18 protein-coding genes are annotated in these 21,595 nt (G+C 65.6%); 4 read left to right on the top strand and 14 right to left on the bottom strand.

Annotated features, from left to right (window positions below):
- Positions 1 to 4 precede the first annotated feature (4 nt).
- Positions 5 to 1,285 (top strand): ATP-dependent Clp protease ATP-binding subunit ClpX, encoded by a 1,281-nt coding sequence (gene clpX, locus GGC64_RS15950; protein ID WP_015308086.1) that lies wholly within the window; start codon positions 5 to 7, stop codon positions 1,283 to 1,285.
- A gap of 4 nt (positions 1,286 to 1,289) precedes the next feature.
- Here clpX and GGC64_RS15945 read toward each other — a convergent pair whose 3' ends face one another.
- Together GGC64_RS15945 and GGC64_RS15940 are read right to left on the bottom strand one after the other, a co-directional pair.
- Positions 1,290 to 1,430, bottom strand: a complete 141-nt coding sequence (locus GGC64_RS15945) for a hypothetical protein (RefSeq protein WP_192723456.1) — start codon at positions 1,428 to 1,430, stop codon at positions 1,290 to 1,292.
- A gap of 84 nt (positions 1,431 to 1,514) precedes the next feature.
- A complete protein-coding gene (locus GGC64_RS15940) occupies positions 1,515 to 2,822 on the bottom strand; it encodes a nucleotide disphospho-sugar-binding domain-containing protein (RefSeq protein WP_192723455.1) in 1,308 nt (435 codons plus the stop codon).
- A 178-nt stretch (positions 2,823 to 3,000) separates the two neighbouring features.
- Between GGC64_RS15940 and GGC64_RS15935 the strand changes: the two genes are divergently transcribed.
- Positions 3,001 to 3,948 (top strand): alpha/beta fold hydrolase, encoded by a 948-nt coding sequence (locus GGC64_RS15935; protein ID WP_192723454.1) that lies wholly within the window; start codon positions 3,001 to 3,003, stop codon positions 3,946 to 3,948.
- Here GGC64_RS15935 and fdhD read toward each other — a convergent pair.
- Genes fdhD through GGC64_RS15920 form a run of 3 tightly spaced genes read right to left on the bottom strand, consistent with a single transcriptional unit; the run spans position 3,914 to position 8,277 of the window.
- On the bottom strand, positions 3,914 to 4,762 hold the full coding sequence (fdhD, locus tag GGC64_RS15930) for a formate dehydrogenase accessory sulfurtransferase FdhD (protein ID WP_192723453.1): 849 nt from the start codon (positions 4,760 to 4,762) through the stop codon (positions 3,914 to 3,916). The genes GGC64_RS15935 and fdhD overlap by 35 nt on opposite strands.
- Entirely contained in the window at positions 4,762 to 7,119 is a 2,358-nt protein-coding gene (locus tag GGC64_RS15925) for an FdhF/YdeP family oxidoreductase (RefSeq protein WP_192723452.1), read from the bottom strand. Before GGC64_RS15925 ends, fdhD begins: the two co-directional genes overlap by 1 nt.
- A 57-nt stretch (positions 7,120 to 7,176) precedes the next feature.
- Entirely contained in the window at positions 7,177 to 8,277 is a 1,101-nt protein-coding gene (locus tag GGC64_RS15920; protein WP_192723451.1) for a Gfo/Idh/MocA family protein, read from the bottom strand.
- Positions 8,278 to 8,422: 145 nt separating this feature from the next.
- Between GGC64_RS15920 and GGC64_RS15915 the strand changes: the two genes are divergently transcribed.
- Positions 8,423 to 10,600, top strand: coding sequence for a glutamine synthetase III (locus GGC64_RS15915; protein ID WP_192723450.1), 2,178 nt, complete (start codon positions 8,423 to 8,425; stop codon positions 10,598 to 10,600).
- Between the two features lie 244 nt (positions 10,601 to 10,844).
- On the opposite strand, the gene GGC64_RS15910 is transcribed toward GGC64_RS15915, so the two are convergent.
- From GGC64_RS15910 to iolC, 8 genes are read right to left on the bottom strand one after another with little or no spacing between them, the layout of a single operon-like run.
- The gene (locus GGC64_RS15910; protein ID WP_192723449.1) at positions 10,845 to 12,338 is read right to left on the bottom strand and encodes a CoA-acylating methylmalonate-semialdehyde dehydrogenase; all 1,494 of its coding nucleotides are present in this window, start codon (positions 12,336 to 12,338) and stop codon (positions 10,845 to 10,847) included.
- Between the two features lie 9 nt (positions 12,339 to 12,347).
- Positions 12,348 to 13,223, bottom strand: a complete 876-nt coding sequence (locus tag GGC64_RS15905) for a sugar phosphate isomerase/epimerase family protein (protein WP_192723448.1) — start codon at positions 13,221 to 13,223, stop codon at positions 12,348 to 12,350.
- Positions 13,223 to 14,233: a Gfo/Idh/MocA family protein gene (locus GGC64_RS15900; protein ID WP_192723447.1), complete on the bottom strand. Its 1,011-nt coding sequence runs from the start codon at positions 14,231 to 14,233 to the stop codon at positions 13,223 to 13,225. The genes GGC64_RS15905 and GGC64_RS15900 overlap by 1 nt, the downstream gene beginning before the upstream one ends.
- A 14-nt stretch (positions 14,234 to 14,247) precedes the next feature.
- Complete coding sequence (locus GGC64_RS15895) at positions 14,248 to 15,150, bottom strand: sugar phosphate isomerase/epimerase (protein ID WP_192723446.1); 903 nt, start codon at positions 15,148 to 15,150, stop codon at positions 14,248 to 14,250.
- Positions 15,147 to 17,078 carry a 3D-(3,5/4)-trihydroxycyclohexane-1,2-dione acylhydrolase (decyclizing) gene (iolD, locus tag GGC64_RS15890; protein WP_192723445.1) on the bottom strand — a complete coding sequence of 644 codons (1,932 nt, stop codon included), beginning with the start codon at positions 17,076 to 17,078 and terminating at the stop codon, positions 15,147 to 15,149. Before iolD ends, GGC64_RS15895 begins: the two co-directional genes overlap by 4 nt.
- Before the next feature lies 1 nt (position 17,079).
- Positions 17,080 to 17,940: a 5-deoxy-glucuronate isomerase gene (iolB, locus tag GGC64_RS15885; RefSeq protein ID WP_192723444.1), complete on the bottom strand. Its 861-nt coding sequence runs from the start codon at positions 17,938 to 17,940 to the stop codon at positions 17,080 to 17,082.
- Between the two features lies 1 nt (position 17,941).
- Positions 17,942 to 18,823 (bottom strand): aldolase, encoded by an 882-nt coding sequence (locus GGC64_RS15880; protein WP_192723443.1) that lies wholly within the window; start codon positions 18,821 to 18,823, stop codon positions 17,942 to 17,944.
- Positions 18,816 to 19,787 carry a 5-dehydro-2-deoxygluconokinase gene (gene iolC / locus GGC64_RS15875; RefSeq protein WP_192723442.1) on the bottom strand — a complete coding sequence of 324 codons (972 nt, stop codon included), beginning with the start codon at positions 19,785 to 19,787 and terminating at the stop codon, positions 18,816 to 18,818. Before iolC ends, GGC64_RS15880 begins: the two co-directional genes overlap by 8 nt.
- Before the next feature lie 155 nt (positions 19,788 to 19,942).
- Here iolC and GGC64_RS15870 point away from each other — a divergent pair, with 155 nt between their 5' ends.
- Positions 19,943 to 20,674 carry a GntR family transcriptional regulator gene (locus GGC64_RS15870; protein ID WP_192723441.1) on the top strand — a complete coding sequence of 244 codons (732 nt, stop codon included), beginning with the start codon at positions 19,943 to 19,945 and terminating at the stop codon, positions 20,672 to 20,674.
- Here the strand turns inward: GGC64_RS15870 and GGC64_RS15865 are convergent.
- Positions 20,671 to 21,447, bottom strand: coding sequence for a TIM barrel protein (locus GGC64_RS15865; protein ID WP_192723440.1), 777 nt, complete (start codon positions 21,445 to 21,447; stop codon positions 20,671 to 20,673). The genes GGC64_RS15870 and GGC64_RS15865 overlap by 4 nt on opposite strands.
- Between the last annotated feature and the right edge of the window lie 148 nt (positions 21,448 to 21,595).

Genomic DNA, 21,595 nt, shown 5'->3' with positions numbered 1-21,595 from the left:
CACCATGGCACGCATTGGAGACGGCGGTGACCTGCTGAAGTGCTCGTTCTGCGGGAAGAGTCAAAAGCAGGTCAAGAAACTCATTGCGGGCCCAGGCGTCTATATCTGCGATGAATGTATAGACCTTTGCAACGAAATCATCGAAGAGGAACTGGCTGACGCCGACGACGTCAAGCTTGACGAGCTGCCCAAGCCCGCGGAAATCCGTGATTTCCTCGAGGGCTATGTCATCGGGCAGGACACCGCGAAACGGACGCTGGCCGTCGCCGTCTACAACCATTACAAGCGCGTGCAGGCACAGGAAAAGATGCGCGATTCCCGCGCCGAGCCGGTCGAGCTTGCAAAGTCAAACATTCTGATGCTCGGCCCCACCGGCTGCGGCAAGACCTACCTCGCGCAGACGCTCGCCAAGATGCTCAACGTCCCGTTCGCGATCGCGGATGCCACCGCGCTGACCGAAGCCGGCTACGTCGGCGAGGATGTCGAGAACATTCTGCTCAAGCTGATTCAGGCCGCCGACTACGACGTCAAGCGCGCCGAGACCGGCATCATCTACATCGACGAGGTCGACAAGATCGCCCGCAAGAGCGAGAACCCGTCGATCACTCGTGACGTCTCCGGTGAGGGCGTCCAGCAGGCCTTGCTGAAGATCCTGGAGGGGACGCAGGCCTCGGTGCCTCCGCAGGGCGGCCGCAAGCATCCGCATCAGGAGTTCATCCAGATCGACACCACCAACGTGCTGTTCATCGTCGCGGGTGCGTTCGCCGGGCTGGAGAAGATCGTCTCCGACCGCGTCGGCAAGCGGGGCCTCGGCTTCGGCGCCGAGGTGCATTCCAAGGCCGAGATCGACACCCAGGACCACTTCGCCGAGGTCATGCCCGAGGACCTGATCAAGTTCGGGCTGATCCCCGAGTTCATCGGCCGCTTGCCGGTGGTGGCGTCGGTGACGAACCTGGACAAAGAGTCGTTGGTGAAGATCCTCTCCGAGCCGAAGAACGCATTGGTCAAGCAGTACGTCCGGCTGTTCGAGATGGACGGCGTCGAGTTGGAGTTCACCGAGGACGCCCTCGACGCGATCGCCGATCAGGCCATCCACCGCGGCACCGGTGCCCGCGGGCTTCGCGCCATCATGGAAGAGGTCCTGCTGCCGGTGATGTACGACATCCCGAGCCGCGACGACGTCGCCAAGGTGGTCGTCACCAAGGAGACCGTGCAGGACAACGTGTTGCCGACGATCGTGCCGCGCAAGCCGTCGCGTGCCGAGCGCCGGGACAAGTCCGCCTAGGCCCTCAGCGCTGCGCGCCCGACTCACCCTCGCGCTGCACCAGCTGTGTGTCGTCGACGTCTTGTTTGAGCAGCCCGCACAGTGAGGCCGCCAGGCCCCACATCAAGAAGGCCGCGACCGCGACGAACTGCAGCTCGGTAACCATGGCTCAAGACTTCTCCGCGCGGCGGCGATGCACACGAGTAGGCGACTACGCGACTTTCTCGTAATCACAACAAGCGTCGGTCGCTCATCGGTGCACCGCCGTCCGGTGTTCGCCGATCACCTCGTCCACGAGTGCGGCAATCTCGGCGACACCGTCGCGCCGTGCGAACGCCACCTCGAGCCTGCGGGCCGCGCTCAGATAGCGGTCGTCGTTGAGCACGGCACGGACGGCCGCGCGCACCGCCCCCGGCGTCGGCGTACCGGTGCGCAGATTGATGCCCGCCCCGGTCCACGCCACTCGCGCAGCGACCTCCGGCTTGTCCTCGGTGTTGCCCGCGACGACGAGCGGCACTCCCATCGACAGTGCGCGTTGCACCGCGCCGTAGCCGCCGTTGGTGACCATCACGTCGACCTTCGGCAACAGCAGGTCATGCGGAATGTATTCGGCGACAAAGGTATTCGACGGTAGCCTGACCTTCACCTGCGATATGTCGCGGCCACCTGTGGTCGCCACGACGATGACGTCCTCGCCGCCGAGCGCCTCGATCGTCGGCTCGAGGAGCCGGCCCAGGTCGGCGTTGTCGATCGTGCCCTGGGTGACATGCACGACGGGCCGGTCACCGTCGAGTTCGGCCCACCACGCCGGCAGCCGGAATCCGTTCGACGGCGGCGGGTACACCGCCCCGACGTAGCGCACGTGGGCGGGCAGATCGCTGCGCGGATAGTCGAACTCCGGAACCGTCGGCGCGATGTAGCGGTCGGCGAGCAGGCCGGAGTCGAGAATGAACGTCGGCAGCGGCCGGCTGTTCAGGTGGTCCAGCAGGTAGTTGGCGGCCTGCTGCGATTGCCGTAGCAGAAGCTTCTGCGACAGCACGGTCAACGCGCGGTTGCGTAGCCGGCCCAGCGCACTCGACGACGGCGGCAGGCCCATGCCGCTCGGTGCGGTGTCGCGGCTCGTGATCATCAGCGGCGTCGTCGCGTACGCCAGCACCGGCGGCCGGGCCGCGCGGTCGCCGAGCAGAAACGGCAGGATCCCGAAGAAGCCGGCGTCGACGATGATCGCGTCGAACCGAGTGCGGGCCATCAACTCGGACAGCACCTTGGTCTGATGCGGCATCGGCTGCACGAACAGTCGGACGATGTCGAAGTTGACCCGCTTGATGCCGGTGGTCCCCGTGCGGCCGGGCAGGTCGATGTCGAGGCGGGTCAGGTCGAAGTCGGCTTCGGCCGGTATCGGGTGTGGTGTCGCGCCGACAGCGCGAATCTTGCCGGCGTGCTCGGCGGAACTGAGGACGGTGACGCGGTCGCCGCGGTCGACCAGACCCTGCGCGACGTTCAGTAGCGGGGCGATGTGGCCGACCGGCGACAGCGCTGCGATGAGGATTTCCGGCATGGCTTCGATGCTTGCCAACGACGGACACCCGGGCTTGGAGGTTGTGTGGAGATCGGGTGGAGATTGCAGGCAGGGACGCGCCGGCTTACCTGACGGATAGAAAACCCTCTCCGTTCGCCTGCGGAATCTGGCGTCGCGACGATTACGGAGTACCTACCGCATCCCTGACCATTTCGTCATGGCTACCGCAACCTTCGCACCCGGCGCACCAAGCGCTTCGTTGCGTAGCCGCGTGCACACCGAACTGACCGTCACCGTCCGCGACGGCGTGCGGTTGGCAGTGCGAGACCAGGGCCCACGTGACGCCGAGTCAACCGTGGTGTTGCTGCACGGCCTATGCCTGGAGAGGGGATCGTGGGCCGGCCAGATCCGCCACCTGACTCGGCAGTGGGGCGAGCGCATCCGAATCATCAGCTATGACCACCGCGGCCACGGCGGGTCGGATTCCGCGCCGAAGCGCACCTACACCGTCGCGCAGCTTGCCGACGACCTCGCCGACGTCTTGACGGCCCTCGGCGTGCGTGGCCGAGTCACCCTGGCGGGCCACTCGATGGGCGGGATGGTCGCACTCGCCTATCTCGGCAGGCCTCCCGCCGATCGCCCCGTCGAGCCGCACGGACTGGTCCTTGTCGCGACGGCCGCGGGCCGACTCGCCGAGCGCGGCATCGCCCGGCTGCTGGCCAGTCCCGCAGCGGACGTGTTGTGCGGGCTCGCCGCCTTCGCGCCGCAGCGCGCCATCCGGCTGCTGACCAAGCCCGTGTGCGCGACGTTGGCGCTCCAGGTCGGCAGCCATGCGCGCTCGACACTTGCCGCGCTGTTCGCCAATGCCCTGGCCGCCACGACTTCCCTCGACGCTGCGGTCGGGTTCCTGCCCAGCCTGCGGGCCTACGACCAAACCGCCACGCTGGGTTCGGTTCGCGCCCAGACGATCATCCTCAGTGGGGGAGCCGACGTCCTGACCCCACCGTCACACTCACACGACATGGCCGACGCCATCGCTGGCGCCGAACACGAGCACCTTCCCATGGCAGGTCACATGTTGCTGCAGGAGGCGGCACATGCCGTCACCGACGCCATCAGCCGCACGATCGTCACGGCCGACCCGTTCGAGGCGAGGACGGCGTGATCCGATCGGGGCGGGTGTAGACGTTCATCGAATCGCCCCGCAGGAACGCCACCAGCGTCAGCCCGGACTGGCTGGCCAGGTCCACCGCCAGCGATGACGGCGCAGACACCGCGGCCAGTACGGGAATGCCTGCCATCACGGCCTTTTGGGTGAGTTCGAACGATGCGCGCCCGCTGACCAGCAGCACGGTTGCGGTCAGCGGGATGCGGCCGGCCTCCAGCGCCCAGCCGATGACCTTGTCGACGGCGTTGTGCCTGCCGATGTCTTCGCGCACGGCCAGCATGGTGCCGTCGGTGTCGAACAGGGCTGCACCGTGCAGACCGCCGGTGCTGGCGAACACCTTCTGCGCATCGCGCAGCTTGTCCGGCATGGCCGAGAGTGTTTCGGTGGCCACCGTCGACGGGTCGTCGCCGGGGCAGTGCCTGCTGATGAGCCGCACCGCGTCCAGCGACGCCTTGCCGCACACTCCGCAGGACGACGTGGTGTAGAAGTTGCGGGTGACGTCGACATCCGGCATGTCGACGCCGGGCGCCAGCGTCACATCGAGCACGTTGTAGGTGTTGACCCCTTCATCGGTGGCGCCCTTGCAGTACCGCACGGTCAACACGTCGTCGCGGTTGGCGATCACCCCTTCGGTGAGCAGAAAGCCTTGCGCCAGTTCGATATCCGACCCAGGTGTGCGCATCGTGACGGTGATCGGTTTGCCGTTGACGCGGATCTCCAGAGGCTCCTCGACCACCAGCGTGTCGGGCCGCGCCACCGCGCTTTCGGCGGTCACGTGTTGGACCCGGCGCCTGGCCGTCACCCGTCCCACTAGGTGACCACCCGATCGTCCGACTTCACGCCGGCCGAGCGCTCTAGCCGAATCACGACCGCCTTGGACACCGGGGTATTCGACTTCTCCGCAACATGATCCAGCGCCACCAGGGCATTGGTCTCCGGGTAATACGCCGCGGCGTTGCCGACCGGCGTCGAGTAGGACACCACCTTGAAGTCCTTGGCGCGCCGCTCCTGCAGATTGTTCTCACCGTCGGTGAACTCCGAGACCAGGTCGACACGTTCACCCTCGGCGAGCCCGAATCTCCTTATGTCGGCGGGATTGACGAATACCACGCGACGACCACCCTTGACGCCGCGGTACCGGTCGTCGAGACCGTAAATGGTGGTGTTGTACTGATCGTGGCTGCGCATGGTCTGCAACACCAGCCGCCCTTCGGGCACGGGCACCCACTGCAGCGGGTTGGCCGCGAAGTTGGCTTTGCCTGTGCTGGTTGGAAACTCGCGCGAATCCCGCGGTCCATGCGGCAGCTGGAAGCCGTCGGGCTGGCGAACCTTGCGGTTGTAGTCCTCGCAGCCCGGCACGACGACCGCGATGGCGTCGCGGATGGCATCGTAATCGCCTGCGAACTGTTCCCACGGCACTGGGTGCTGCGGCCCGAGCAGTTCGCGAGCCAGTTGGCAGACGATGGCCACTTCGCTGCGCACCTGATCGCTTGGCGGGTGCAGGCTGCCCCGCGACAGATGCACCATCGACATCGAATCCTCAACCGACACTTGCTGTTTGGTGCCATTTTGGATATCTCGGTCGGTCCGGCCCAGCGAAGGCAGAATCAACGCCGTGCGGCCATGCACGACGTGGCTGCGGTTCAGCTTCGTCGACACCTGCACGGTCAGTGCGCAATTGCGCAGCGCCGCCTCGGTGACCGCGGTATCCGGTGTGGCCATCGCGAAGTTGCCACCCATGCCCATGAACACCTTCGCGTGCCCGTCGCGCATCGCGCGGATCGCGCCGACTGTGTCAAGGCCGTGCTCACGCGGACTGACGATGCCGAACCGGTCGTCAAGGGCGGCGAGGAACTCCTCGGGCATCTTCTCCCAGATGCCCATCGTGCGATCGCCCTGAACGTTGGAGTGGCCGCGGACCGGACACAGTCCCGCACCGGGCTTGCCGATCATGCCGCGCATCAACAAGACGTTCGTGACTTCCGAGATCATCGGCACGGCGTGCCGGTGCTGCGTCAGCCCCATTGCCCAACACGCGACGGTGCGTTCGGAAGCCATCAACATCTCGGCGACGCGGTCCAGCTGGGCCCGATCGATGCCGGTGGCCTCCAACACCGTGTCGATGTCGACGGCGCGGGTCTGCATCTCGTACTCGTCGAAGTTCGCGCAGTACTTGTCGATGAAGTCGCGGTCGAGCACGCTGCCAGGCGCCTTGTCCTCGGCTTCCAGCATCAACCGGCCGATACCCGCGAACAAGGCCATGTCTCCGCCGATGCGGATCTGCACGAACTCGTCGGCGATCGGGATTCCGTTGCCGACCACACCGTGCACCTTCTGCGGGTCCTTGAACCTGATCAACCCTGCTTCGGGCAGCGGGTTGACGGCGATGACCTTCGCGCCGTTGGCCTTGGCCTTCTCCAAGGTCGACAGCATCCGCGGATGGTTGGTGCCAGGGTTCTGTCCGCAGATCACGATCAGGTCGGCCTTGGTGACGTCGTCGACGGTGACCGAGCCCTTGCCGATCCCGATGGCCTCGATGAGCGCGTGCCCGGACGACTCGTGGCACATGTTGCTGCAATCGGGCAGATTGTTCGTGCCGAAACTGCGGACCAACAACTGGTACAGGAACGCCGCTTCATTACTGGTGCGGCCCGACGTGTAGAACACGGCCTCGTCCGGATGGGCCAGCGCACGAAGCTCGTCGGCGATCAACCGGTACGCCTCGTCCCATTCGATCGGGCGGTAGTGGTCGTCACCGGGGCGCAGCACCATCGGATGTGTGAGGCGGCCCTGCTGGGACAACCAGTATTCGGGCCGGGAGTCGAGATCGGCGATCGAGTGTCTGGCGAAGAACTCCGGGGCGACGACGCGCTTGGTGGCCTCTTCGGCGACGGCCTTGGCGCCGTTTTCACAGAACTCCGCGAATTTGCGGCCACCGTGTTCCTCCGGCCATGCGCATCCGGGGCAGTCGAAGCCGTGCCGTTGGTTCAGCCGGGCCAGCGCCGCAGCGGTGCGCGCCGCGCCCATCGATTTCAGTCCGCGCTGCAGCGACACCATGACGGCCTTGACGCCGGCCGCCTCATGCTCCGGCCCGGTCACAACCACCGCATGCTCGTCGTAGTCCGCGTCGAAGTCATGGGTGATGTCGCGTCGTTTACCCAACCGCATGAAACCAGCCTAGGACGTTCGAAAAGCGCTGTGGCGCCGGTCGGCCTTTAGCCCGGGCTACCCGCTTTCCGGAAAATCCACCCAGGTGCCGTCGTGTTGGTGAGAGGCGATCGCGGCTTCGACCAGTTGGACGCCGATCAGACCGTCGACCCCGGTGGGGATGGACAAGTCGGGTGCGTCGCGCCCCCGCAACAGGTCCGCGAGGTCGAGATAGAAGTTGGCGAATGCCTCCAGAAAGCCCTCGGGGTGGCCCAGCCCGACGCGGGTCAGGCGGGTGGCGTCAGGCGAAAGCGTGCTCATGCCGTGCGCCAGGATCGTCGCGCCGCCCGCCAGATCACGGACGATCAAGTGCTGCGGATCTTCGTGACGCCACTCCAGGCTCGCGTCGTCGCCGAAAACCCGGATCCGCAGGCCATGTTCGTGACCGGTGGCCGCCATCGTCGCCCACACGGTCGCGGGCGCGCCGTTGGACAGCGTCAGCCGCATCGTCGCGTTGTCGAACACGGGCCTCTTCGGCACCAGTGTGCTGAGTTCGGCCGAGACGCGCGTGGCCTCGAGTCCGGTGATGTAGCGCAGCAAGTGAAACGCGTGGGTGCCGACGTCGGCCACAGCGGTGGCGACGCCGCCCATTTTCGGATCCATCCGCCACTGTTGGACATCTGCCGACGCCCAGCCCGATGCGTGTTCTGCGGCGACGAAGCGAATGCGGCCGAGGTCGCCGTTGCGCACCATCCGCGCGGCATGCCGAACCATCGGGTAGGCCGAATAGATATGGGGCACAGCGAGAATCGCGTTGTTGGCTTTCGCGATTGCCACCAGCTCGGCCGCAGACGCCGAGTCGTTGGTGAGCGGCTTCTCGCAGACGACGGCGATACCCGCCTCGAGGAAAGCCTTGGCGATGTCGAAGTGGCTGTCATTGGGCGTGACGACCGCGGCGACGTCCATTCGCCCGGACTCCGTGCGGGCCATGTCCTGGTAGTCGTCGTAGACGCGCTCAACGCCCAGGGTGGTGGCAAACTCAGCCGAAGCGGCTGTGTCGCGCCCGAAAATGCCTGCGGCAAGGTCGTATTGGTTGTCCAGCCACATGGCGTGGCGGTGCGCGGCGCCGATCATCGCGCCCGGGCCGCCACCGACCATGCCTGCAGTCAGTCGTCGCATTGCCCCATTCTCCCGCGTGGGCCCGCCGACGGGGGACACGCCGCGTTGACGCCGACGTAACAAGTTTGCCATCGACGGTCCCTAGGGTTGGCCGGTCAACGTCGAGCAAATCAGATGCCGGGCATCTGGGGTGATAGGAACTGAATTGAGCGGAAATGCGGTGCGCCTGCAGGCGATCAACGACGTCGAGGCGCATGTCCCTCCTGCGATCAGCTTCGACCCGGGCGAGGCGCCCGGATCGATCTTCGGGTCGAATGTCTTCACCAAGGCTGAGATGCAGGTGCGGTTGCCTAAGTCGGTCTACAAATCCGTGGTTGCGACCATCGAGAAGGGCGCGAAACTCGACCCGGCGGTCGCCGACGCGGTGGCCGCGGCGATGAAGGACTGGGCGCTGGAGCGCGGCGCCACGCACTACGCCCACGTCTTCTACCCGATGACCGGGCTGACGGCCGAGAAGCACGACAGCTTCCTGGAACCGGTGTCCGACGGCCAGACGCTCGCCGAGTTCGCCGGCAAAACCCTGATCCAGGGTGAGCCCGACGCGTCGAGTTTCCCATCGGGTGGCTTGCGCAGCACGTTCGAGGCGCGTGGCTACACGGGCTGGGACGTCACCAGCCCGGCCTACATCTTGGAGAACCCGAACGGCAACACGCTGTGCATTCCGACGGTGTTCGTGTCGATGACCGGCGAGGCCCTGGATTACAAGACGCCGCTGCTGCGCAGCCAGCAAGCCATGGGTACGCACGCCGAGCGCATCCTGAAGCTGTTCGGCCATGAGCAACTCGAGAAGGTGGTGTCGTTCTGCGGTCCTGAGCAGGAGTACTTCCTCGTCGACCGCCACTTCTTCCTTGCGCGACCGGACCTCATCAACGCCGGTCGCACCCTGTTCGGGGCCAAGCCGCCCAAGGGCCAGGAATTCGACGACCACTACTTCGGTGCGGTACCCGAACGGGTCCTGGGCTTCATGATGGACACCGAGCGGGAGCTGTTCAAGCTCGGCATTCCAGCCAAGACTCGGCACAACGAGGTGGCACCCGGCCAGTTCGAGGTGGCACCGATGTTCGAGCGCGCCAACCTGGCCTCCGACCACCAGCAACTGCTGATGACGACGTTCAAGACCATCGCCAAGAAGCACGGCATGGAATGTCTGTTCCACGAGAAGCCGTTTGCGGGTGTCAACGGTTCGGGCAAGCACGTCAACTTCTCGGTAGGTAATGCGGAACTCGGCAGCCTGCTGGTGCCGGGGGACACACCGCATGAGAATGCTCAGTTCCTGGTGTTCTGTGCGGCGGTCATCCGGGCCGTGCACAAATACGCACCGCTGCTTCGCATCTCGGTGGCATCGGCGACGAACGACCACCGGCTCGGTGCCAACGAGGCCCCGCCCGCGATCATTTCGATCTTCCTCGGCGATCAGTTGGCCGACGTGTTCGAGCAGATCGCCAAGGGCGCGGCCACGTCGTCCAAGGGCAAGGGCACGATGATCATCGGCGTCGACACCCTGCCGCCGCTGCCGACCGATCCGGGCGACCGCAACCGCACGAGCCCATTTGCGTTCACCGGCAACAGGTTCGAGTTCCGCGCCCCGGGATCTGGCCAGACCGTCGCGGTGCCGATGATCATCCTCAACACGATCATGGCCGACTCGTTCGACTACATCGCAACGATTTTGGAGAAGGCGGTCGAAGACGGCGAGGACTTCGACAAGTCGGTGCAAAAACTGCTCACCGACATCATCACCGAACACGGGGCGGTCGTCTTCAACGGCGACGGCTACTCGGAGAACTGGCAGATCGAGGCGGCCGAGCGCGGCCTGCCGAACTTCAAGACCACGCCAGACGCGCTGCCGTCGTTGATTGCACCCGAGTCCGTCGAGCTGTTCGACAAGTACGGTGTGTTCAACGAGCGAGAACTGCACAGCCGCTATGAGGTTCGGCTGGAGCAGTACGCGCTGACCATCGGGGTGGAAGCCAAGCTGACCTTCGAGATCGGCTCGACGGTCGTGCTTCCCGCTGCGCTGCGCTATCAGACGGAACTGGCGCAGAACGTGGCCGCATTGAAGAAGGCCGGTGTCACGCCGAGCCTGGCGCTGTTGGAGGCGGTGTCCGAACCGCTCACCGCATTGACCAGTGCGCTGGCCGATCTGAAGAAGGCGCTCGCCGACCATCACGCTGAGAGCGCCTACGACGAAGCGCTGCATGCGCGCGACGCGTTGCTGCCTGCGATGGATGCGGTCCGTGCCGCGGCCGACACTCTGGAAGGCGTTGTGGCCGACGATCTTTGGCCGCTGCCGACCTATCAGGAGATGCTCTACATCCTCTGAGCAGACGTCGCCGAGTGTGGGGTGGTGCCCGTCAGCGCGGGCACTGGTAAACCCGCATACCCCACACTCGGCGATCCTCATACGCCGAGCGTGCGTGTCTGTACGCAGACACGCCGCCATTTGTGTGCATTTCGCGCACGCTCATCGCGGCCGAAGGTGCGCAAAACGTACGGGTTTCGCGGTGTGTTGCGGTGCAGACACGCACGCTCGCCTACTCACGTGTGGGCCCACGCGGTAGTTGGGGCTACTTGTTCTGCGGGAAGCCGAGTTCGATGCCGCCGTGGCTGGGGTCGAGCCAGCGGCTCGTGATGGCTTTGCCGCGGGTGAAGAATTGGACTCCGTCCATGCCGTGGGCGTGGGTGTCGCCGAACAGCGAAGCCTTCCAGCCGCCGAAGCTGTAATAGGCCATCGGCACTGGGATCGGCACGTTGATGCCGACCATGCCGACCTCGACCTCGTTTTGGAAGCGTCGGGCCGCGCCGCCGTCGTTGGTGAAGATCGCGGTGCCGTTGCCGTATGGGTTCGAGTTCACGAGATCGAGGGCTTCGTCATAGGTCTCGACGCGCAGCACCGAGAGCACGGGCCCGAAGATCTCGTCGGTGTAGACGCTCATCTCGGGGGTGACGTGGTCGATCAGGGTGGGGCCCAGCCAGAATCCCTCGGGCCCGCCGTCGGCCTTCACCGTGCGGCCGTCGACGACGATCTTGGCGCCGTCGGCCTCGCCGGCGTCGATGTAGGAGGCGACCTTGTCGCGGTGCGCGCTGGTGACCAGTGGGCCCATGTCGGCGTCTCCGGTGCCGTCGCCGGTCTTGATAACGCGGGCACGCTCGGCGATCTTGGCGACCAGATCGTCGGCGATCGGGCCGACAGCCACACACGCGCTGATGGCCATGCAGCGTTCCCCAGCCGAGCCGAAGCCGGCGTTGACCATCGCGTCTGCGGCCAGATCCAGATCGGCGTCGGGCAGGATCACCGCGTGGTTCTTTGCCCCGCCCAAGGCCTGGACGCGCTTTCCGTGCGCGGTGCCGGTTTGGTAGACGTACTGCGCGATCGGGGTCGAGCCGACGAACGAAACGGATTTGATCTTGGGGTTGGTCAGCAGTTCGTCGACGGCGGTCTTATCACCTTGTAACACGTTGAAAACCCCTGGGGGGAGCCCAGCTTCGGCCCACAGGTTGGCCAGCCACAGCGACGCCGACGGATCCTTTTCCGACGGCTTGAGCACGACGGTGTTGCCTGCGGCGATAGCGATGGGGAAGAACCACATCGGCACCATGGCCGGGAAGTTGAACGGGCTGATGATGCCGACCGGACCCAGCGGTTGGCGGATGGAGTAGACGTCGACCTTGGTCGAGGCGTTCTCGGTGAACCCGCCCTTGAGCAGATGCGGTATCCCGCAGGCGAATTCGACGACCTCCTGGCCGCGCGACACCTCACCGAGTGCATCGGAGACGACCTTGCCGTGCTCGCTGGTGATGATCTCGGCCAGCTCACCCTTGCGCTCGTTGAGCAGCTCCCTGAACTTGAACAGCACTTGAGTGCGCTTGGCCAGCGAGGTGTCGCGCCACGCGGGGAACGCCGCGGCGGCCGCATCGATCACGGCGCGCGCATCCTCGACGGTGGCCAGCGCCACGTGCCCGGTCACCGCGCCGGTCGCCGGATTCGTCACGGGCTGGCTGTTGTCTGCGTCGCCCGCATAGGGCTTGTTGTTGATCCAGTGGGGGATTGTCTGTGTCATGTGCTGTTCCTATTTGCGGTATTTGGATACGTATTCGGACATGGTGGCGAGTTGGTAGCGCGACACCTCGTTGGCGTTTTCGTTCTCGGCGAAAACCGATGACACCATGACGGTGTCGGAGCGGTCGTAGAACTCGATCTCGGCCAGGCCGCCGAAGAACTCGTCCCAGTCGACGTCGCCGTCGCCGATCTTGAGGTGCTGGTGCACTCGTGCCGGGTTGCCCGGCGGGTTGGTGATGTAGCGAAGGCCGTGGCTGCGACGGTGGTCCATCGTGTCCGCGACATGCACCAGACGCAGCCTATCGCCCGCCGTACGGATGATCTCCGTCATGTTGCCGCCCATGTGGAAGGCGTGGCAGGCGACGAAAACGAAACCGACGTTCGGCGAGTTCAGGCCACGGATGATGCGCAACGCCTCGAGCCCATCCTCGACGAAATCGTCTGGGTGCGGGTCGATTCGGACGTCGATGCCCTCACGCTCGAAGATCGGCAGCAGCTCCTCCATCGAACGGAAGAACGCCCGCTCGGACTCCTCGGCCTGTTCAGGCCGCCCGGAGAACTCGGTGTTGATCACGTTGACGCCGAGGTCGACGGTGATCTGGATGACGCGCTTCCAGTTGCGCACCGCGGCTTCACGGGCATCCTCGTCGGGTCCCGACCAGCGCAGCACCGGCAACACCGACGCGATGCCGACGCCCGCGTCCGCGCATGCCTTGCGGAACCGGGTGACCAGCTCGTCGTCGGCGCGCGGATGGTTGAAGAACGGGATGAAATCCCGGTGCGGGGTCAGCTGCAGATACTCGTAACCCAATTCCGCCACCACGCGCGGCAATTCGAGCAGCTCAAAATCGTGGTGGAACGGGGTGGGATCCAGCGCGACCTTCATCAAACGCTCACTCGTTCCGCAAGGTCGACGTCGACGGCTTCGCCGGTCTCCAGCGAGCGGACACCGGCCTCGCAGACCGCTGCCGCGGCGTAGCCGTCCCACGCCGTCGGTCCGTCGACGTTGACACCGGACCGCACGGCGTCGACCCACCGCTGCACCTCGATGTCATAGGCGGTCCCGAACCTCTCCCTGAAGCCCGGCGTGATGCGTCCGCCCCAGAGTCCCGGGGCCGACTTGCGCACCAGCCCGACGTCCAAACCGATTGTGGCGCTGCCGAGTTCGCCGACGACCTCGGTGCGTACCTCGTAGGCGACGCCCGTGGTGACGAACACCTCGACGTCGACGTGCCTGCCGCTGACCGTGCGGAAGATCGCGATCTGCGGGTCCTGCAGTCCGCGCGGTGCACCGCGATTCGGCATCGGCCTGATGATCTGCACCGACGCGATCTCCTCGCCGAGCAGGAACCGCGTCACGTCGACCTCATGCACCAGTGAGTCCCGCACGATCATCGCGGAGTCGAAACTCGTTGGCACCGTGGGGTTTCGGTGCACACAGTGCATCACCAACGGCTGGCCGAGTTCGCCGCCGTCGATCAGCATCTTCAGGTGCTGGTACTCGGGATCGAAACGACGCATGAAGCCCACTTGAATCAGCGGCTTGCCCAATGCAGCCTCCCGCCGCGCCACCTCCAGCGACGAGGCCGAGTCCGTGGTCAACGGTTTCTCGCACAGCACCGGCTTGCCCTGTTCGAGGCAGGCCAGCAGTTGCTTCTCGTGCGTGGGCCCCGGTGTCGCGAGCACCACGGCGTCTACGTCGTCGGCGTTGATCGCGTCGAACGGATCGGTGGCCACCCTCGAGTCGGGAACGGAAGCCGCGACTTCCGCGGCCTTCTCCCGCAGGTAGTCGTTGATGACGGCGACCCGAGCGCCGCTGATCTTGCTCGTGATGCGGGTGACGTGGTCGGCACCCATCATGCCGACGCCGAGCACGGCAATACGCAAATCTGACATGGTCTTTCGAACTCCTAGAACTTCACCGACGGGACGCCACACGACCCGAGGTAACTGCGGGTGCGTGTAGCGATCGGCAGCGGCTGATCGGGTTCGCACGGGTACATGTCCTGCTCGACGATCGCGAAGACGTCGATGCCGAGTTTCTCGACGGCGTCGAGCAACGGCGGCATCTCCGGGATTCCGCGTGGCGGTTCGGTCATCGCGCCGAGCCTGACGGCCTCACCGAACGGCAGATCCTCCGCCTCGACCTTGGCCCGCACCTCCGGATCGACCTGCTTGAGATGCAGGTAGCCGATGCGCTCGGGCGCCCGGTTGATGATCGCCAGATTGTCGCCGCCGCAGTAGCTGATGTGGCCGGTGTCCAGGCAGAGGTTGACGAAATCGGAATCCGTGCCGTCCAGGAAGCGGTAGACATTCTCCTCGGTGTCGACGTGGCTGTCGGCGTGCGGGTGGTATTGCGCTCGCACGCCGTAGCGTTCGAACATCGCCTTGCCGAGTTCGTTCATGCCGCCGGTCTTCTTGCGCCACTGCTCAGCGGTGAGGTTTCGGTCCTCGAGAACCTCGCCGGTGGCCGGGTCACGCCACATCTCGGGGATGACCACGACATGCTTGCCGCCGACAGCGGCGGTCAGCTTTGCGACGTCCTCGATCTGCTTCCACACGGCATCCCAGGAATTGTCCTGGTGCAGATGCTCGAAAACCGTTCCCGCCGAGAGCTTCAGGTTGCGCGCCGCGAGTTCGTCGGACAGCCTCTGCGAGTCGGTGGGCAGATAACCGTACGGCCCCAACTCGATCCACTGATAACCGGCCGCAGCCACCTCGTCGAGGAAGCGGGCATACGGCGTCTGCTTGGGATCGTCGGGGAACCACACGCCCCACGAGTCGGGTGCTGAGCCGACGAGAATGGTGCTCATTCCGATGGCCTGATCAACGGTCGCTGAACCTTCTTCCATTCGGCGTAGGTCTCATACGCCGTATTCGTGGACTCCAATGCCGAAACCTGGCTCACCGGAACGTCCCACCACGATTGGCTGTCAGGCGCATACACCAGCGGATCGGTCTCGACATGAATGACGGTGGTGTGCTCACTGGCCTTGGCCACCTTGACCGCATCGGTGAACTCGGCGGCCGTCGTCACGCGGATCACCTCGGCCCCGAGGCTGGCGGCGTTGGCGGCTAGATCAACGGGCAGCTTGTCCCCTTCGAGGCGACCGTCGCTGCTGCGATAGCGGTAGGCGGTGCCGAACCGCTGCGAGCCCAACGACTCCGACAACGAACCGATCGACGCGAAGCCGTGGTTCTGCACCAGCACCACGATGACCTTGACACCCTCTTGCACCGCGGTGACGAGTTCGGTGGCCATCATCAGATACGAGCCGTCACCGACCATGACGAACACGTCGCGGTCGGGGGCGGCCATCCGGATGCCGATGCCGCCTGCGATCTCGTAACCCATGCAGGAGTAGCCGTATTCGACGTGGTAGCCCTTGCGTTCGCGGGTGCGCCAGAGCTTGTGTAGGTCACCCGGCATCGAACCGGCCGCGCACACCACCACATCGCGCGGATCGGACAACGTGTTGGTCAGCCCGATGACCTGGCTCTGGTTCAGCGCGCTGCCGTCGTCCTCCACCCGATAGGCGGCCGACACGGTCTGGTCCCATTCCTGTGCGAGTTCTGCTGCCTGCGCCCGATATTCGTCGGTCGTCGAGTAATCGCCCAGCGCGCTCGACAAAGCCTCCAGGGCTTCGCGCGCATCGGCGACCACCGACAGGCCGCCCTGTTTGACCGCGTCGAACGACGCCACGTTGATGTTGACGAACCGCACATCGGGATCGTTGAAAGCGGTACGGGAGGCGCTGGTGAAGTCGCTGTAGCGGGTGCCGATCCCGATCACCACGTCGGCCGCGGCGGCCAGCGCATTGGCGGCGGTGGTCCCTGTCGAGCCGATCGCGCCGACCTCCTGCGGATGGTCATACGGCAGCGCTCCCTTGCCTGCCTGCGTCTCCGACACGGGGATCCCGGTCTTCTCGACGAACGCCGCAAGCGCGCCGCTGGCGCCGGAGTAGATCACGCCACCGCCCGCGACGATCAACGGTCGCTGCGCGGATCGAATGACCTTGGCCGCCCGCGCGATGACCGACCGCTCAGGGACGGGCCGCGCAATGTGCCAAGTCCGTTCGGCGAACAGCGATTCCGGCCAGTCGAACGCCTCGGCCTGAACATCCTGCGGTAAGGCGACGGTCGCTGCGCCTGTTTCGACGGGGTCGGTGAGCACGCGCATCGCACCCAGCAGAGCCGACGGCAACTGCTCCGGGCGCCATACCCGGTCGAAGAAGCGTGACAGCGGCTTGAACGCGTCGTTGACCGTCAGCTCGTTGTCATGCGGCTGTTCGAGGTCCTGCAGCACAGGTGCGCTCACGCGCGTTGCGAACGTGTCAGACGGCAACAGCAGCACCGGCAGCCGGTTGATGGTGGCGAGCGCCGCGCCCGTCAACATGTTGGTTGAACCGGGCCCGATGCTGGCCGTCACCGCCCACGCCTGCATCCGGTCCTTCTGTCGTGCGTAGGCCGCCGCGGTGTGCACCATGGCTTGTTCGTTGCGGCCCAACACATATCGCAGCGAAGGACCGTTTGCGTCCAGGTCGGCCTGCAGCAGCGCCTGGCCGATGCCCGCTACGTTGCCGTGGCCGAAGATGCCGAAGCAGCCTGCGAAGAACTTGCTGCGTTCGCCGTCACGCTCGACGTACTGGTTGGCGAGGAACCGAATGGTGGCCTGCGCGACCGTGAGTCGGACGGTCGGCTCGTTGTGTGGCGTTTTGAATGCGGATGCTTTGGAGACCACGTCACACTCCTCGTGATCGCAGGGGCAGCCGGGGGTCGACGGCCTGGTCTTCCCAGGTGCCGCGCAGCCAGGCGTGTTCGGGGTCGTCGACGATCTTCCAGGCCCGTTCCTCGCCGGGGCCTGCCATCACGTTCAGGTAGTACATGTGGTAGCCGGGCGCGGCGACGGAGGGACCGTGGTAGCCGTGCGGGACGAGGACGACGTCGCCGCTGCGGACCTCTTCGAGCACCTCGATGGGGCGGTCGGGTGTGCCGTACACACGGTGATAGCCGAAGCCGCGGGAATCATCTGGCCCCGAATCGATCTCGAAGTAGTAGATCTCCTCCAGAGCCGACTCGACGGGCGTGTTCTCGTCGTGCTTGTGCGCCGGATAACTCGACCAGTTGCCGCCGGGGGTGATCACCTCGCACGCGATCAACGAATCGGCCTCGAAAACGCCTGCGGTGCCGAAGTTGTGCACCTGGCGGCTGCAGTTGCCGGTGCCGCGAAGCTCGACAGGCACATCGGCGGCGGCCACCCGGCGGTTGGGCAGTCGGCGGGTAGCGCGCGCACCGCAGATCGCAAACCGGCCCTCACCGGACAGCGTGAATGTCTGACCGATGCCGAGGTACACCATGTCGGCGGGACCATCGAAAACCGATGTACGCAAAGACAATACGAACGTCTCACCGTCGGCAGCCACGGAGCCCTGTCCGGACAGCGGCAGGATCATCACCTCGGTGTCGGCGGTCTCGAGCGTCAGGTCGGAATCGATTTCGACGACGCGCAGGCTCGACTCGGTCCAGCCTGCCGACTCGGGGGTCACGTCGACGGTGTACGGGGACGTCGCGCTGCGTGCCGGGATGTAGTACTTGCTATGCATGTCACCTCACCATCGAGACGGCGGTCGCGACCGCGGAACTGACATCGTCGTCGGCCGGGTACAGCAGGGTGCGGCCGACGATCAGGCCGCGCACCGACGGCAGCGCGAGTGCCTTCTCCCAACTGGCGAACGCCTCGTCGGGGTCGGCGGGATCACCGCCGAGCAGCAGGGTCGGCAGCGTCGTCGCCTCCATCACCCGGTCCATCTCCTCGACCACCGGCAGCTTCATCCAGGTGTACGCCGACGTCGATCCGAGCCCCTGCCCGATGTGGATCGACTTGATCACCGCGTCGGGGGACAGGTCGTTGCGAACCTTGCCGTCGACGCGTGATGACATGAACGGCTCGACCATGGCGATCAAACCGTGCGACGCAAGCTCGTCGACCGCCCGCGCGCACGACTCCAAAGTGGCCACGGTGCCGGCATCGCCGAGATCGATGCGGCACAGCATCTTTCCACCGTTCATCCGCATCGCGGCGGTCGCGGCGGCCGTGGTCGCCGTCATCCGGTCATCGAGTTCAAATGCTGCGCCGGCCAGGCCGCCGCGGTTCATCGACGAGAACACGACCTTGTCCTCGAGCGCGCCGAGCAACACCAGATCGTCGAGGATATCGGCGGTGGCGAGCACACCGTCGACACCGGGATCGGCGAGCGCCGCCCGCAACCGGTCGAGTAGATCGGTGCGGCTGTTCATCGCAGTCGGTCGGGAGCCCACCGCGAGCGCACCGCGTGCGGGGTGGTCGGCGGCGACGATCATCAGTCGACCGTTGCCGCGCACTGTCGGCCGGGTGACGCGGTTCTGCCATGCCCGGTCGATCGCGCCGGGATCACCCGCGCGCACCTCGGTGACCTCCGCGTAGCTGCTGCAAAGCGCGCTAGACATTGACGGCCTCCACCGCAGCCTGTTCGGCGAGTTCGGCTACCTCCGCAGCCGTCGGCATAGCCGTCGAGCACTCCAGCCGCGACGCGACAATCGCCCCTGCGGCATTCGCGTAGCGCAGCGTCTTCTCCAGCGGCCAGCCGTGCAGCAGACCGTGACACAGGCTGCCGCCGAACGCATCACCGGCGCCGAGGCCGTTGACGACGTCGACTTCGTTGGGCGCCACCATCACATGCGAATGCCGGGTCTTGCCGAGCACACCGCGCGGGCCCTGCTTGACGATCGCCAGCTCGACGCCGAGATCGAGCAGCGCGTCAGCGGCCTTGTGCGGGTTGCGCTCTCCGACCGCGATCTCGCATTCCTCGCTGTTGCCGACCGCGACCGTCACAAGCTGCAGCGCACGCTGCACCTGTTCGGTCGCCGCGGCGGGCGACTCCCAGAACATCGGCCGGTAGTCAAGGTCCAGGACGGTGAACGGTCGACGCGCACGCACTTCCCACGCCGCGAAATGTGTGCTGCGGCTTGGCTCCTCGGACAGACCGGTGACCGTCGACCAGTACAACCGGGCGTCGCGAATCGCCTCGGCGTCGATCTCGTCGGCGCGAACTTGCAGGTCGGGCGCGCTCGGCTTGCGGTAGAAGTACAGCGGAAAGTTGTCGGGCGGAAAGATCTCGCAGAACGTGACGGGCGTCGGGTACTCACCGTGGGTTGCCACATAGCGGTTGTCGACGCCCAACCGGGCCAACTCGTTGCGAACGAACGTGCCGAACGGATCGTCGCCGACGCCGGAGATCAGCGCGGCGCGGTTGCCCAGTCGTGCCGCGGCCACCGTCACATTGGCGGCGCTGCCGCCCAGAAACTTGCCGAACGTCGTGACGTCCTCGAGGCCAACACCGGTCTGCAGGGGGTAGATGTCGACGCCGCTGCGCCCGATGGCGAGGACGTCAAATGGCTGTGCGGTGCTCAAAGTCAGCCTTCCAAGAAAGGGGTGATTGCTCGGTAACGACTGTGCCCCGGGTCACGCGGCGCTGTCAATACTTTGTCCTGACATTCTATCTTTTGATCACGCGATGTTAGGATGCAGCTACTGTTCATCTGGTCGAATGGGAGATCGGAGACGACGTGCCCCTGACGGTGGAGCTCGACAGGTCCAGCCCTGTTCCCCTCTACTATCAGCTCGCTCAAGCCATCGAGGCTGCGATCCGCGACGGGGAACTGGCGCCGGGTGATCGCTTCGAAAACGAACTGGCGCTGGCAAAGCGGCTGACCCTGTCCCGACCGACGACTCGGCGTGCGATCCAGGAATTGGTCGACAAGGGCCTGCTGGTGCGCAAGCGGGGAGTGGGCACACAGGTGGTCCAGAATCCCGTGCATCGCAGAGTGGAGCTGACCAGTCTGTTCGACGACCTCGCCCGCGCCGGGCAGGAGCCGACCACCCAACTGCTCGACTACCGGGTGGGTCCCCCCGAGGAAGAGGTCGCCAGCGAGCTCAACCTTGCCGCCGACCGTGAGGTGGTCTCGATTCATCGCCTGCGCTGTGCCAACGGCGAGCCGCTTGCGGTGATGATCAATCATCTGCCCGCCGAGATCGCGCCGGATGCCGACGAGCTGGAGAGCAACGGGCTGTACCAGTCGCTGCGGGCGCGCGGTGTGCACATCCGGTTGGCGCGCCAGCGCATCGGTGCACGCGGCGCCAGCCGAGCCGAAGCCCGGCTGCTGGACGAGAAACCCAACGCGCCGCTGTTGACCATGGCGCGCACCGCGTTCGACGACTCCGGCACGGCGGTCGAATTCGGCACGCACTGCTACCGCGCTTCGCGGTACTACTTCGACACCACGCTGGTGGACCGCTAGGAGCTGAACGCGGCCCGGAATGCTTCCAGCGCCGCGACGCTGTCACCGGAAGCCCACGCCTCCATGCCGACCGTGCCGCTGAAACCCATGTCGCGCAACGCTTTCGCGATCGCCGGGTAGTTTATTTCGCCGGTGCCGGGCTCGCAGCGGCCGGGGACGTCGGCGACCTGAATCTCGCCGATCGCGTCGCCGCAACGGCGCAGCAGTTCGATCAGATTCCCCTCGCCGATCTGCGCGTGGTACAGGTCGAGCATCATCTTCACGTTCGGATGACCGACGCCTTCCACCAACGCCAGCGTGTCCTTGGCGCGGGCCAGCGGGACACCGGGATGATCGACGATCGTGTTGAGGTTCTCCACGCAGAACGTGACGTCCGCCGCGGCGCCGAGTTCACCGATGCGCGCGAGTGTGCGCAGCGCGGTGGCCCACATTTCGCCGTCGGCGCGGAACCGCGGGCGGGCCGCCTTGCCGTCGACCAGCTCGGCAGTGTGCAGGTTGAGCCGCGTAACACCAAGTGTCTCAGCGGCTTTGATCGATAGCTCGGCCGTGCGTACGACCTCGTCCGCGGTCGAAGGGTCGATGAGATCCCCATGGAGATACCCCGTCATCGAGGTGAATCGGGCTCCGGTCGCCGCGAGCGCTTCGAGGTCTTTGTCGTGCCAGCTCCAGATCTCCACGGCAAAGCCCAACTCGTGGATGCGCCGGATCCGTTCGACGATCGGCAACTCTGTGAAGACCATTTCCGAACAGACCGCAAGCTCGAAGTCACTCATGGCTTTGTCATCTCCCTCGCTCTGACCAGCAGGGACGACCCTAGCATTTGATGTGCGGTCCTAATGTCAGGACAAAGTATTGACTTTCAGCTGTGAGCCGTATTACATCGAGCCAAGCGGGCGTACCGCGCCGCACTCAAGAGCGAGG

Origin of the sequence: Mycobacterium sp. OAS707, from assembly GCF_014873705.1 — a bacterium.
Classification (GTDB): domain Bacteria; phylum Actinomycetota; class Actinomycetes; order Mycobacteriales; family Mycobacteriaceae; genus Mycobacterium.
The sequence above is the reverse complement of the archived record's forward strand: the minus strand, read 5'-3'. Positions and strand labels throughout refer to the sequence as shown.